The organism is Massilia terrae (genome assembly GCF_024753145.1).
In the GTDB taxonomy this organism is placed as follows: domain Bacteria; phylum Pseudomonadota; class Gammaproteobacteria; order Burkholderiales; family Burkholderiaceae_D; genus Telluria; species Telluria terrae.
In genome coordinates this window covers 70,413-83,363 of sequence record NZ_JANUGU010000005.1, presented here as the reverse complement: position 1 = coordinate 83,363, position 12,951 = coordinate 70,413, and the positions used below count along the sequence as shown (strand labels likewise).

General features: G+C 66.5%; 11 protein-coding genes. 6 read left to right on the top strand and 5 right to left on the bottom strand.

Translation table 11 applies throughout. The annotated features are described in order from the left end of the window. Positions 1 to 16: 16 nt before the first annotated feature. From NX778_RS15420 to NX778_RS15410, 3 genes are all read left to right on the top strand, one after another. Positions 17 to 1,258, top strand: coding sequence for a Zn-dependent hydrolase (locus NX778_RS15420; protein WP_258812649.1), 1,242 nt, complete (start codon positions 17 to 19; stop codon positions 1,256 to 1,258). A 6-nt stretch (positions 1,259 to 1,264) separates the two neighbouring features. After that, positions 1,265 to 1,834: a CDP-alcohol phosphatidyltransferase family protein gene (locus NX778_RS15415; protein ID WP_258812648.1), complete on the top strand. Its 570-nt coding sequence runs from the start codon at positions 1,265 to 1,267 to the stop codon at positions 1,832 to 1,834. Positions 1,835 to 1,934: 100 nt separating this feature from the next. Next, complete coding sequence (locus NX778_RS15410) at positions 1,935 to 2,252, top strand: DMT family transporter (protein ID WP_258812647.1); 318 nt, start codon at positions 1,935 to 1,937, stop codon at positions 2,250 to 2,252. On the opposite strand, the gene ptsJ is transcribed toward NX778_RS15410, so the two are convergent. Beyond that, positions 2,249 to 3,559 (bottom strand): MocR-like B6 salvage transcription factor PtsJ, encoded by a 1,311-nt coding sequence (gene ptsJ, locus NX778_RS15405; RefSeq protein ID WP_258812646.1) that lies wholly within the window; start codon positions 3,557 to 3,559, stop codon positions 2,249 to 2,251. The genes NX778_RS15410 and ptsJ overlap by 4 nt on opposite strands. A gap of 88 nt (positions 3,560 to 3,647) precedes the next feature. On the opposite strand from ptsJ, the gene NX778_RS15400 reads away from it, so the two are divergent. Beyond that, positions 3,648 to 4,544 carry a dihydrodipicolinate synthase family protein gene (locus NX778_RS15400; protein ID WP_258812645.1) on the top strand — a complete coding sequence of 299 codons (897 nt, stop codon included), beginning with the start codon at positions 3,648 to 3,650 and terminating at the stop codon, positions 4,542 to 4,544. Between the two features lie 58 nt (positions 4,545 to 4,602). Here the strand turns inward: NX778_RS15400 and NX778_RS15395 are convergent, their stop codons facing one another. Continuing rightward, entirely contained in the window at positions 4,603 to 5,805 is a 1,203-nt protein-coding gene (locus tag NX778_RS15395; protein ID WP_258812644.1) for an ammonium transporter, read from the bottom strand. Between the two features lie 177 nt (positions 5,806 to 5,982). Beyond that, positions 5,983 to 6,921 (bottom strand): LysR substrate-binding domain-containing protein, encoded by a 939-nt coding sequence (locus tag NX778_RS15390; protein WP_258812643.1) that lies wholly within the window; start codon positions 6,919 to 6,921, stop codon positions 5,983 to 5,985. 103 nt (positions 6,922 to 7,024) lie between these two features. Here NX778_RS15390 and NX778_RS15385 point away from each other — a divergent pair, with 103 nt between their 5' ends. Beyond that, a complete protein-coding gene (locus NX778_RS15385; protein WP_258812642.1) occupies positions 7,025 to 8,251 on the top strand; it encodes a urate hydroxylase PuuD in 1,227 nt (408 codons plus the stop codon). A gap of 197 nt (positions 8,252 to 8,448) precedes the next feature. Here the strand turns inward: NX778_RS15385 and NX778_RS15380 are convergent, their stop codons facing one another. Next, the gene (locus tag NX778_RS15380) at positions 8,449 to 10,623 is read right to left on the bottom strand and encodes an RIFT barrel domain-containing protein (protein WP_258812641.1); all 2,175 of its coding nucleotides are present in this window, start codon (positions 10,621 to 10,623) and stop codon (positions 8,449 to 8,451) included. Positions 10,624 to 10,708: 85 nt separating this feature from the next. Beyond that, positions 10,709 to 11,617, bottom strand: coding sequence for a LysR family transcriptional regulator (locus tag NX778_RS15375; RefSeq protein ID WP_258812640.1), 909 nt, complete (start codon positions 11,615 to 11,617; stop codon positions 10,709 to 10,711). A gap of 109 nt (positions 11,618 to 11,726) precedes the next feature. On the opposite strand from NX778_RS15375, the gene NX778_RS15370 reads away from it, so the two are divergent. Further along, positions 11,727 to 12,941 (top strand): MFS transporter, encoded by a 1,215-nt coding sequence (locus NX778_RS15370; protein WP_370661338.1) that lies wholly within the window; start codon positions 11,727 to 11,729, stop codon positions 12,939 to 12,941. The last annotated feature ends 10 nt before the right edge of the window (positions 12,942 to 12,951 follow it).

Here is a 12,951-nt window from a genome sequence, read left to right as displayed (position 1 = left end):
TCATGTAGAGGTCAAAATGAAAGAACTGCGAATCAACGGCCAGCGCCTGTGGAACTCCCTGATGGACCTCGCCAAAATCGGCGCCACCGACAAGGGCGGCGTGAAGCGCCTCGCCCTGTCCGACCTTGACCGCCAGGGCCGCGACCTGGTGGTGCAATGGGCGCGCGAGGCCGGCCTCTCGATCACGGTCGACCAGATCGGCAACGTTTTCATGCGCCGCGAAGGCCGCGACAACGCGCTGCCGCCGGTCGTCACCGGCAGCCACATCGACACCCAGCCGACCGGCGGCAAATTCGACGGCAACTACGGCGTGCTCGCCGGACTCGAAGTGATCCGCACATTGAACGACCTGAAGATCACCACCGAAGCCCCGATCGAGGTCGCGTTCTGGACTAACGAAGAGGGCTCGCGCTTCGTCCCCGTGATGATGGGTTCGGGCGTATTCTGCGGCGCCTTCACGCTGGAGACCGCGTACGCCGCCAAGGACACCGAAGGCAAATCCGTCCGCGACGAGCTCGCGCGCATCGGCTACATGGGCGAGCAGGTGCCGGGCCGGCATCCGATCGGCGCCTACTTCGAAACCCACATCGAGCAAGGCCCGGTGCTGGAAGACGAGGGCAAGGTGATCGGCGTGGTGCCCGCCGTGATGGGCCTGTCGTGGTACGACTGCGTGGTCACGGGCATGGAAGCGCATGCAGGCCCGACGCCCATGCACCTGCGCCGCGATGCCATGCAGGTCTCGACCCGCATCATGCAGGAAGTGGTCGCCATCGCGAACCGCTACCCGCCGTACGGCCGCGGCACCGTCGGCATGGTGCAGGTCTTCCCGAACAGCCGCAACGTGATTCCGGGCCAGGTCAAGTTCAGCATCGACCTGCGCAACGTGAACGACGAGCTGCTCAACAAGATGCATGAGGAGATCCTGGCCTTCGTCGCCAGGACGCAGCAGGAGAGCGGGCTGTCGGTGTCGATCGAGCGCGTGTCCTACTACCCGCCGTGCCCCTTCCATCCGGACTGCGTCAACGCCGTGCGCGCCGCGACCGAGAAGCTGGGCTACTCGACCATGGACGTGGTGTCCGGGGCCGGCCACGACGCCATCTACACCGCGCGCGTCGCGCCGTCCGGCATGATCTTCGTGCCCTGCAAGGACGGCATCAGCCACAACGAGATCGAGGACGCGCAGCCGGTCCACCTGGAAGCCGGCTGCAACGTGCTGCTGCACGCGATGCTCGATCGCGCCAAGGTCGTCGCGAGCTGAGCCCAGGTGAGGAGGCTACCGCTTTTTCTCGTCATCCTTCGCGCCGCGCTGGCGCCGGTGCTGGTCCTGCTTGCGCTGTTTTACCCGTCCGGCGTCGCTTTCGGCGCCTGCCTGGTGGCGGCGCTGCTGTCGGACTATTTCGATGGCGTGATCGCGCGCCGCCTCGGCGTGGCGACAGTGGCGCTCCGTCGCATGGACAGCGCGGCCGACAGCCTTTTCTATCTTGCAGCGGCATTCGCGGTATGGCATTTGCAGCCGGAAGCGATCCTCGACAGGCAGGGCGCGCTGATGCTGCTGGCCGGCCTGGAGCTTGCCCGCTACGTGCTCGATCTTGCGAAGTTCGGACGTGAGGCGAGCTATCACATGTGGTCCTCGAAACTCTGGGGCCTGTTCCTCTTCGCCGGATTCATGTCGCTGCTGGCGTTTGGCGCGGACTCCATCTTCGCCAGCCTGATGGTCTACATCGGTATCGTGGCGGACCTCGAAGGCATCGCCATCTCGCTTGCGCTGCGCCGGTGGCAGGCCGACGTGCCGAGCTTCGTCCACGCAGTCAGGCTGCGCGCGCAACGCGATTGATTTGGCACAGCCGTTGTATCATTGGGTTCTTTAGCAGGAGGACGACCTCCCCCAATTCGGGTATTCAGTCGGGACGGCCCGGATTTCGTGGAGGTTTGCCATGTCCTGGATTTTGCTCGTAGTCGCCGGCCTGTTTGAAGTGGTCTGGGCTTATTCGATGAAGCTGTCGAACGGCTTTTCCAATTTCGCCGCGTCCGCGGTCACCATCGTCGCGATGATCGCGAGCGTCGTCCTGCTGTCGATGTCGATGCGCAGCCTGCCGCTCGGTACCGCTTACACCATCTGGACCGGCATCGGCGCCGTCGGCTCCTTCGTCGTCGGCATCCTGTTCCTCGGCGAGCAGTTCAATGTCGTGCGCGTCACCGCTGCGGTTCTCATCGTCGCCGGCCTCGTGCTGATGAAACTCTCAAGCCACTAGGCCAGTCCGGCCAGGCATTCCGCCAGGTCAGCCGCGAAGCATTCGGCCTGCCCATCCTGCAGTTTCGAGATCGTGATGCGGATCGCGCGCGAGCGCTCCTGCACGTCGAACGCGCTGCCAAGGCGGACCAGCCAGCCCTTTTTCGCCAGCGCGTAGGCGACATCCTTGGCTTCCGGCGCCACCGGTATCCAGACATTGAGTCCATCCGACGAGCGCGGTACGGCGATTCCCTGGGCGGCCAGCGCGCCATGCAGCTCGTCGCGGCGCCGCGCGTAGGACTTGCGTGCATTGTCGATCTTCTTGCGCGTTTCGGCCGATGCCAAGCCTGCGGCCACGATCACCTGCAGGATATGGCTGACCCATGCCGTTCCGGGCGCGAGGCGGGTGCGCACGCGCGCGGCGGTTTCGGCATCGCAGGCCAGGAAGGCGAGGCGCAGGTCCGGACCGAGGCCCTTGGACACTGAACGCAGCACGGCCCAGCGCGTGGTCGATGCCGGGATGATGGAGTGGTAGGGCGTGTCGGCGACGAAGGCGAAATGGTCGTCGACGATCACCAGCACATTCGGATGGTCCGCCAGCACCCGCTTGAGTTCCTGCGCGCGGCGCTTCGACAGGCTGTATCCGGTCGGGTTATGCGCGCGCGGCGTGATCAGTACTGCGCGTGCGCCGCCTTCCAGCGCATTCGCGAGGCCCTCGGGCCGCATTCCGTGCTCGTCGATGGGAACGCCGGTGGCGAGCATGCCGGCGATGCGCAGCGCCTTGATGGTGCCCATGAAGCAGGGGTCTTCCACGGCCACCTGGTCGCCGGACACCAGGGTCGCCGCCGTGACGCGCTCGATGCCGTCGACGGCGCCGTGGGTCAGTTCGAGCTCAAGACCGGCAGGGCAGTCGGGCGCGAGCAAAGTCTCGCCCAGGCTACGCAGCTCCGGAAGGACCGTCTGTTCGCCATACAGGAAGGGCTTGGGCATCCGGTCGGCCAGCAGCTTGGCCACGTCCGCCAGCCATTGCGGGTCCGGATTGCCGTCGGCGAGATCGATCAGTGGGCTGCCGGTGCTCAGTCCATCCTGCTCGCCGGCGCGTGGTGGCTCGCTGATGGTGGTGCCGTGCCGGCCATTGGTCACGGCGATGCCGGCTGCGGCCAGGCGTTGGTAAGCAGCGGCGACGGTGTTGCGGTTGACGCCAAGCGTGGCCGCCAGCTCGCGCACCGGGGGCAGCAGGTCGCCGGGGCGATAGTCGCCGTTTTGCGCCAGCGCGCGGATGCAGTCCGAAATCTCGATCGCCGTCGAGCCTGTGATTGTTTTCGACATTGTCCTATGACATAATTAATCAAGGTTTGGGACATTGTAGCCCATGCCCCAGTCCTTTTTTCTTCAACACTTCGACTTGGGAGTACCCATGAAGTTTTCCGGCCTGAGCGCATTTCCCCTGACTCCGATGACGGAGGAAGGCATCGACGTATCCTCTTTCGCAGTGCTGGTCCAGCGCCTCGCGGCCGCCGGCGTCGATTCGATCGGCGCGCTTGGGTCGACCGGCAGCTACGCGTACCTCACGCGTGAGGAAAGGGCGCGCGTCGCGCGGCTGGCCGTGGACAATGCCGGCGGGGTGCCGGTCATGGTCGGCATCGGCTCGCTGCGCACGCGCGACGTGCTGGCGCATGCTGAAGACGCCCAGCGGGCCGGCGCCAGCGCGGTCCTGCTCGCACCGGTGTCGTACCAGAAGCTGTCCGCCGACGAAGTGTATGGGCTGTTCGAGGCGGTCACGCGCAATCTGTCGGTTCCGCTGTGCGTGTACGACAATCCCGGCGCCACGCGCTTCGAGTTCAGCGACGAGCTGCACGGCCGCATCGCCGCGCTGCCGAACGTCCGCTCGATCAAGATCCCGGGCGTTCCGGCGGATCTCGAAGATGCCAAGGCCCGCGTGGAGCGTTTGCGTGCCCTGGTGCCGGAGCAGGTCACCATCGGGGTGAGTGGAGATGCATTCGGGGCGAGGGGACTGGCCGCCGGTTGCGGGGTCTGGTTTTCGGTGATCGGCGGGCTGTTCCCGAAGACGGCACTGGCGATCACGCGTGCGGCGCAGCGGGGCGACGTGGAAGAAGCGCTGCGTCTGAGCGCGCGGCTGCAGCCACTGTGGGATCTGTTCGCCAAGTGTGGCGGGAGCCTGCGCGCGGTAGCGGCGGCTGCGGAGATGCTTGGTTTGGTGAAGGGGCCTTGCCTGCCGTTGCCGCTCAAGGCGATCCAGGGCGCGGATCGCGAGCGGCTGGCGCAGCTGATTCGCGAACTCGAACTTGCGTGACCCTCAGAAACGTCCCGGCCTCCGCCGGGACAACGTTTGAAGGATATGGAGGGCGGTTTTAGAAGCTGGTCTCGCGCTCCGGCGTCGCCGTGATCTTGTGGATCGACAGGTCGGCGCCATCGAATTCCTGCTCGGCGTCCAGGCGCAGGCCGATGAATTTCTTCAGCACGCCGTAGACGATGGCGCTGCCGGCCGCCGCGATGACGATGCCGAGCAAGGTGCCGATCAGCTGCGACCACAGCGACACGCCGCCCAGGCCACCCAGCGTGCGCGAGCCGAAGATGCCCGCAGCGATGCCGCCCCAGGCGCCGCACAGGCCGTGCAGCGGCCACACACCGAGCACGTCGTCGATCTTCCACTTGTTCTGCGCCTGCGTGAACATGACCACGAAAATAGCGCCGGCGACGGCGCCGGTGATCAGCGCGCCCAGCGGATGCATCAGGTCCGAACCTGCGCAGACCGCAACCAGTCCGGCCAGCGGGCCGTTGTAGGCGAAGCCCGGGTCGTTTTTACCCATCACCAGCGCGATCAGGGTGCCGCCGACGAGGGCCATCAGCGAATTGACCGCCACCAGGCCGTTCATCTTGTCGAGCGTCTGCGCGCTCATCACGTTGAAGCCGAACCAGCCGACTGTCAGGATCCATGCGCCCAGCGCGAGGAAGGGGATGTTCGACGGCGGATGCGCGGCGACGCGGCCTTCCTTGGTGTAGCGCCCGCGGCGCGCGCCCAGCAGCAGCACGGCCGGCAGCGCCGCCCAGCCACCGACGGCGTGCACCACCACCGAGCCGGCGAAGTCGTGGAACTCGGCGCCGAAGGCGTGCAGCAGCCAGTCCTGGATGCCGAAGCGGTGGTTCCACGCGATCCCTTCGAAGAACGGATACACCAGCCCGACCAGCAGCGCGGTCGCCGCCATCTGCGGGTAGAAGCGCGCGCGCTCGGCGATGCCGCCCGAGATGATGGCGGGAATCGCGGCCGCGAAGGTCAGCAGGAAGAAGAACTTGACCAGCTCATAGCCGTTCTTCGCGACCATGGTGTCGGTACTGCCGAGGAAGTTGATGCCGTAGGCGATGGCGTAGCCGACGAAGAAGTAGGCGATGGTGGAGATGGCGAAGTCGGCGAGGATTTTGACCAGGGCGTTGACCTGGTTCTTCTTGCGCACGGTGCCAAGTTCGAGGAAGGCGAATCCCGCGTGCATCGCGAGGATCATGATCCCGCCGAGCAGGATGAACAGGGCGTCCGAGCCGGTTTTGTATGCGTCCATTATGGTGCTGTCTGTGACTGATGAGGTGCACAAAACAGTGCAAGAAGCGTGCCACGGCGGTGCGCTCGCACTGTGCTGAATCTCGCGGCGTGCATCAAGGAAGTGCGGCGCGCTGCAAAGGTGCAGCATGCACCGATTCGGTGCGGATGTGCTGCACGGTTGGGCGGCGTTGGTGCGTCAGCGTGGTGCGAGGGCGCGCGCGGCGGCGCTGATCTGGTCGCGCAGCCATTTGTGTTCCGGCGACTGGTGCACGCGTTCGTGCCACAGCTGGTAGAAGCGCATCGGCGGGAATTTGATCGGCACCTCGAAGATCTTGAGCGGCAGCGTCTTCTCGTAGAAGCGCAGGAACTGGCGGCCGGTGGTCAGCGCCAGGTCGCTCTGGGTCAGCATGTAGGGGATCAGGCCGAAGTAAGGCGACTCCACCGCGACGCGGCGCTGCATGCCGTGGCGGTCGAGGAAGGTGTCGATCACGCCCTGGTAGCCGGGCACCATCTGCGACGGCGCCACGTGCGGCAGGTTCAGGTAGTCCTCCACGGTCATCCCGTCGGTGCTGGTGCGGCGCGCGTAGGGGCTGTCGGCGCGCATCGCGCACACGATCGGGTCCTCGAACAGCTTGGATATGTGCAGGTGCGGCGGCGGCTCGTCCCAGTTGGCGATCACCAGGTCCATCTCGCCGTCGGACAGCATGCGCAGGTAGTCGGTGCCGGCGCCCAGGCTGTGGATCGCCACGCGGCTGTTGGGCGAGCCGCGCCGCAGCGCCGCGACGACGCCGGGCAGGAACTGCGTGTCGAGGTAGTCCGGCGCGGCGATGCGGAAGGTGCGCGCGGCCTGCTCGGGCACGAACGGCGTCTTTTTCACAAACAGGCTCTCGGCCTCGTCGAGGATGCGCTTGGCCGGCTTGAGCAGGCTTTCGCCATGCTCGGTCGGCACCATGCCGCGCGCGCCGCGCACCAGAAGCGGATCGCCGGTCAGCTCGCGCAGCTTGCGCAACGACGCCGAAATCGAGGGCTGCGGCTGGTTCAGCTTGAGGGCAACCCGCGACACGTTCTTCTCGACCAGCAGCAGGTAGAGGATGCGGATCAGGTGCAGGTCGAGGTTGCGGGGCAGGTTGGCCATTCGTATATATAATTTTTCGAGTATGTCGAATATACGGTATTTTTCATGTTGCAGAAATTGAAATCGGTTTATCGTCCAATAATTCAGCAACGAGGAAGCGCGCATGGAAGTATTTGGATACCTGGTCCCCTACGGGCTCGAATGGCTCAACCTGCTCGTGCGCTGGCTGCACATCATCACGGGCATTGCGTGGATCGGCGCGTCGTTCTACTTCGTCTGGCTCGACAATTCGCTGCGCGCGCCGGCGCCGGGATCGGAGCTGGCCAACAAGGGCGTGGCGGGCGAGCTGTGGGCGGTGCATGGCGGCGGCTTCTACAACCCGCAGAAGTACCTCGTCGCGCCGGCGCAGCTGCCCAAGGAGCTGCACTGGTTTAAGTGGGAGGCGTATTCGACCTGGCTGTCGGGCGTCGCGCTGCTCACTATCGTCTACTTCTTTAACGCGCAGGCGATGATGGTGGACCGCTCGGTGGCCGACCTGGCGAGCTGGCAGGCGGTGGGCATCGGCATCGGGAGCCTGGTGGTGGCCTGGGTCGTGTATGACCTTTTGTGCCGCTCGAAGCTCGGCAAGCACGATATTGCGTTCGGCGTGGTGATGTGGGCGCTGTTGAGCGGGGCGGCCTACGTGCTGACGCATTTGCTGTCGGGCCGCGCAGCCTATATCCAGGTGGGCGCGATGATCGGCACCATCATGGTGGCCAACGTGGCGATGGTGATCATCCCGGGCCAGCGCAAGATGGTGAATGCGATGATCGCGGGGCAGGAGCCGGACCCTGTCCATGGCCTGCGCGGCAAGCAGCGCAGCGTCCATAACAACTACTTCACGCTGCCGGTCCTGTTCATCATGATCAGCAACCACTACGCGATGACCTACCGGAACGAGCATGCGTGGGCGGTGCTGGCGGTGATCATGGCGGCTGGTGTGCTGATCCGGCACTTCTTCAACCTGAAGCACAAGGGACGGATCGAGTGGCGTTATCCGATCGCTGGCGTGGCGCTGCTGCTGGCGCTGGCCATCGCGATCGCGCCGCCGCGGCCGGCGGCGATTGCGCAAAGGGCTGATCCGGCTGCGCAATTCGCGCAGGTGCAGGCGATCGTCGCGCAGCGCTGCGTGGCATGCCATGCGGCGCATCCGACGCAGCCGGGATTTTCGACCGCGCCTTCGGGCGTGGTGCTGGATAACGCGCAGGGGATCAGCCAGAATGCGGCGCGCATCTATCAGCAGGCGGTGCAGCTGAAGGCTATGCCGCTCGGGAACCTGACCAATATGACGGATGCGGAACGGGCGCAGGTGGCGGCGTGGTTTGAGGGTGGGGCGAAGACGGGAAAATGACGCGCACTAAAAGCTGAACCCTCGTCCCCGCGAAGGGGGGGCCATAGACAAGCCGCGTAGCCGCACACTCAGCATGGGTCCCGGCCTTCGCCGGGACGACGGTTTTGGGCATGGAAGGGAGTCGAGTGTGCTGCTGCGCGTCCGCTCCATGGGTTCCCGCCTTCACGGGGACGACGGTGTTTGTGGGCGCGGCTAAGCTATTCGCGTGGCACGATGGCGAACTGCGGACCGTCGCCATAATCCGGCTTCACGCTGCGCGCCATGAACACCTTCCACGCTTTCTCCCCCGCCTCGCCGGCCACATCCGCCGCATATGCCAGCGCCGGCTGCATATTGGACGGGAAACCGGTCTCCGACGAGGAGTAGCCAGTCATCTCTCCCGCTTTCAGCTTCAGCACCGCCGCCATCTCCCCTCCGCCGCATGCCAGTCCGTCCAGCCCCGGCTTGCGGCTCGCGCGCCACGCCTGGCCGATATCGCCGTAGTACGCGCCGTTCGCGCTGTCTCGCACTTTCAGCGCATAGATCGCTCCATCGACCCAGCATGCGCCGGGACCGGTCATGCGTGCAATCGGGAAGCGCGCCTTCCACGCCAGCAGCGGCCTGGCCTTGTCGAAGCCGAGCTCCCACGCATGCCCAACCGCCGACGTGAACAAATCGTCCTGCCACGGCGCGACCCCGGTCTGGTCGAAGTAGGACAGCGCGTGCCCGTTCACCAGCGCTCCCAGCGCATTCGCGCGCGGGTTGTTCGCATACGCGGCGTTGTACCAATCGAGATTGGCCTCGACGATGCGTTTGAATTGCGGCTTGAGCGGATCGTCGTCCGGCGTGATGTAGGCAGCTTCCGCGAGCGTGCGCAAACCCCAGGCCTGCGCGCGCACCTCGTCGGCTTTCATCAGGCCCTTCGCGTATTCACGATAGCCGGGATTTGAATAGAAGGCGTCGAACATTGCCCAGAACTGCAGCTCCTCCAGATAGTAGTAGTCGCCGGTGACAAGGTAGGGCAGGTAGGCGAACGCGGGCTGGTGGGCGACGTCGGCGTGGAACGGCGTGTCGCATGCCTGGGGACCCGCGCAGGCGGGAAAGGCTTCGCGCTTGCCGGTGGCGGGATTGAAGGTGTCGCTCGCTTGCCCCAGCACCGTCATGTAGGGATGATCGATGACGCTGACCGGACGGCCGGTGCCGCGGTCGCGGTAGTGCATCGACCAGCTGCCGGCCAGGTCGGCCGTCCCGAGCGTCATCTGCTGCGCGTGGCGGTCCATCGACAGCAGGTACATCGCCGCCCACGCGGGCAGCAGGCCGATGTCGGGCCGACCGCCGGTCGTCGGCATCTCTGCCGCCGCCAGACCCGATCCCATCGGCTCGATCCGGTCGCCCTTCCAGTTGGCTTCGAATGCGCGCAGGCTCGACTGCTTCACCATCACGGAGCGGTCATAGTTGGGCAGGGCGCGCGTCGCGATCAGGTAGGCGGCATCGTGACGCACGCGCACGTCCGGCTCGCCACCCCACCAGAACACCTTGCGCCAGCGCGCGTGATGGAAATGCGTGAGCCCGGTTTTGGCGTACACCCGCGCACCGCCGACGGTGACCGTGGCGTCGTAGGTGAAGTTGCGCGGCGCAGGCTCGTAGGCCCAGTCATTCTCGACCGCGACGTCGACACGCGCCTTTTGCGCAGCCGGGTACCAGCGGATCGCGAAGCGCGCAGCCAGATGCGGATGGGCCGCGCCGTCACCAGCGCGCAGCGGCGCGTCGACCAGCCATTCGTGCACGATCGGGCCGGACAGCCACGCATGCGGCTTCGCCTGCGCCAGCAGCTTGTCCGCCGATGCGCTGTACGAGCGGCCGTCGATCACCGCCGTCACCGTCGCGCTGAAGCCTTTCGCCAGCAAGGCTGCGGGCGTCGTGTCGTCATGGCCCGCAACGCGCGCCGTCTTCACCAGCGCCATCGCCAGCGGACCCGAAGACTGCGGCAGGATCGCGGAGATGACGGCGTGCCGCACGGATCCGTCGGCATGGTGCGCCTTGACGTCGACCTGCAGTGGCACAGTGGCGCCGTCCGCCAGCTTGCCCGCCAGTCCATCCGATGGTTTCAGGTCGCCGCGCGTGAATACCTGGCCGAAGGTGACGGGCGCCGCGTCCCGTTTTCGTTCGCCGTCGAAGATGACGGTCGTGATGCCGCCTTCCGGCAGCTTGACCTTCTCCTCCGGCAGACTGGCCTTGGCGGGCGCGCTGCCGTAGCGCTCGGCGATCACGCGCTGCGCATCGAGCTGGCCGCCGGAAGGCAGTCCGACCGGCTTGCGCTGGCCCTCATCGGCACGCGCGAAGGTGGACAGGAAAACGCAGAGAACAAGAATGATACGAGGCGATGGCATCATCGATGGCGGCAGCAGTTGCTGGACAAACTGCCAGCCTAACGCGCGCCGCGTTTTGGTGGCGCGCCGTTGATGAGCTGCGCGGCGTTCAGCGCAAGTCCGGATCCGCCGCGAACAAGCCTGCCACCCATTCCGCAAACGCGCGCACCTTGGGCGCCCCCAGCCGGCTGTCGCGATACATCAGCGAGACCGGCATCGGGGTAGGGCGCCACTGCGCCAGCACTTCCACCAGCCGGCCTTGCGCCAGGTGGTCCCTGACCTGGTAAGCGCCCGCCTGCACCAGCCCGCAGCCGGCCAGGCCGCACAGCACGTTGGCGTCCGCATCGTTGACGCCGACCGTGCCCTTGGCATCGATCTTCACGACTTCTTTTCCTACGACGAAATCCCAGTCCAGCGGCCGCCCGGTCCGGCCCGAAAAATAGACCACCAGGTCATGGTCCGCCAGGTCCGCGATGCCGCGCGGCGTGCCGCGCCGGGCCAGGTAGTCCGGCGCGGCGCAGGTGACGAAGCGCATCTCGCCGATCCGGCGGCCGACCAGCGTCGAGTCCTGCAGCTGGCCGACGCGCAGCGCGCAATCGATGCCTTCCTGCGCGAGGTCGGCCACGCGGTTGGTGATGCTGACCATGAGTTCGATCTTCGGATAGGCCTGGCGGAACTCGCCCAGCCGCGGCAGCACCACATTGCGCGCGAGCGCGCCCGGCATGTCCACGCGCAGGAGTCCGCGCGGCTGCTGCGTTCCCAGCTCGCGCAGCGTTTCGTCGGCGCTGTCCACCGCCGCCATGATCTCGACGCAGCGCCGGTAGTATTCCTCGCCCTCGGGCGTGGGCGACACGCGGCGCGTGGTCCGCTGCAGCAGCTTGGTGTGCAGGTGCGATTCGAGGCGCTGCACGGTCGCGGTCACGGCCGAGCGGGGCAGGTTGAGGGTCTCGGCCGCCTTCGAGAAGCTTCGCGCTTCGACGACGCGGGCGAAGACGGTCATGGCGCGCAGGCGGTCCATCGGCATCCTTTGTTCACATAAAGTGAATTCTATTATCCGACTTTGGCTGATTATTTGCTATCGCGATTCCAATAGACTGGTCCTGTCGTCAACCAATGAGGAAGAAATCATGACCCAATGCATCGCCGCCGCGCGCCCAGCGGCCGTAGCCCAGCCGGGCATCACCAGGGGGATGGTGATGCTGCTCGCCGTCGCCGCCGGCATGATCGTCGCCAACCTGTATTACGCGCAGACGCTGGTCGGCCAGATCAGCGCTTCCACCGGCCTCGCGCCCGGCGCGGCGGGGCTGGTCGTCACGCTGACGCAGGTGGGGTACTGCATTGGCCTGCTGTTCATCGTGCCGCTGGGTGACCGGCTGGAGAACCGCCGGATGATCGTGACCGGCGTGCTGTTCACGTCCGCCGCGCTGGCCGTCGCCGCGCTGGCCCATTCGGCCACGGCCTTCCTGCTGGCGGCGCTCGGCATCGGCCTGGGCGCCGTGGTGGCGCAGGTGCTGGTGCCGTTCGCGGCCCACCTGGCGCCGGAGGCGAGCCGCGGCGAGATCGTCGGCAAGGTGGTCAGCGGACTGCTGCTGGGGATTATGATTTCGCGCCCGCTCGCCAGCCTGGTCGCCGACTACGGCGGCTGGCACGCCGTGTTCGCGGGCGCCGCTGTCGCGTTGGCCGGACTGGCCGCCGTCCTGCACCACAAGCTGCCGCAGCGCGTGCCGTCGGCCGGCCTGCGCTATCCGCAGCTGATCAAATCCTTGTGGGCGCTGTTCGCGACGACGCCGGTGCTGCGCCGCCGTTCGGCCTACCACGCCGCGCTGTTCGGTGCATTCAGCCTGTTCTGGACGACCGCGCCGATGATCCTGCAGCAGCCGCAATATCACCTGTCGCAGGTCGGCATCGCGCTGTTTGCGCTGGTGGGCATGGCGGGCGCGGTGGCGTCGCCGGTGGCGGGGCGCCTGGCCGACAGCGGGCACACCCGCATCGCGACCGGCGTTGCGCTCCTGCTGGGCGTCGCGGGCTTCGTGCTGCCGCTGCTGGCGCCGGCCTCGCGGACCGTGTCGCTGGTACTGATGGTGGCGGCGTCGATCGTGCTGGACATGGGCGTCGCGGCCAACCTGGTGCTCGGCCAGCGTGCGATCTATGCGTTGGGCGCCGAGGTGCGCAGCCGCTTGAACGGGATTTACTTCGCGCTGTTCTTCGCCGGCGGCGCGGCGGGATCGTCGCTCGGTGGATGGGTGTACGCGACGCATGGCGCGGCTGGTGCGATGGCTGCCGGGCTGGCCTTCTGCGTGATGGGGCTGGCGTACTGGCTGACCGAACGGTCGCCGGAATAGGCTAAAAGTG

Bases quoted from the DNA above. Each gene is read 5' to 3' on its own strand.
- NX778_RS15380 (WP_258812641.1), bottom strand. From the start codon at position 10,623: ATGATGCCATCGCCTCGTATCATTCTTGTTCTCTGCGTTTTCCTGTCC.
- NX778_RS15390 (WP_258812643.1), bottom strand. From the start codon at position 6,921: ATGGCCAACCTGCCCCGCAACCTCGACCTGCACCTGATCCGCATCCTC.
- ptsJ (WP_258812646.1), bottom strand. From the start codon at position 3,559: ATGTCGAAAACAATCACAGGCTCGACGGCGATCGAGATTTCGGACTGC.
- NX778_RS15375 (WP_258812640.1), bottom strand. From the start codon at position 11,617: ATGGACCGCCTGCGCGCCATGACCGTCTTCGCCCGCGTCGTCGAAGCG.
- NX778_RS15395 (WP_258812644.1), bottom strand. From the start codon at position 5,805: ATGGACGCATACAAAACCGGCTCGGACGCCCTGTTCATCCTGCTCGGC.
- NX778_RS15385 (WP_258812642.1), top strand. From the start codon at position 7,025: ATGGAAGTATTTGGATACCTGGTCCCCTACGGGCTCGAATGGCTCAAC.
- NX778_RS15410 (WP_258812647.1), top strand. From the start codon at position 1,935: ATGTCCTGGATTTTGCTCGTAGTCGCCGGCCTGTTTGAAGTGGTCTGG.
- NX778_RS15370 (WP_370661338.1), top strand. From the start codon at position 11,727: ATGACCCAATGCATCGCCGCCGCGCGCCCAGCGGCCGTAGCCCAGCCG.
- NX778_RS15400 (WP_258812645.1), top strand. From the start codon at position 3,648: ATGAAGTTTTCCGGCCTGAGCGCATTTCCCCTGACTCCGATGACGGAG.
- NX778_RS15420 (WP_258812649.1), top strand. From the start codon at position 17: ATGAAAGAACTGCGAATCAACGGCCAGCGCCTGTGGAACTCCCTGATG.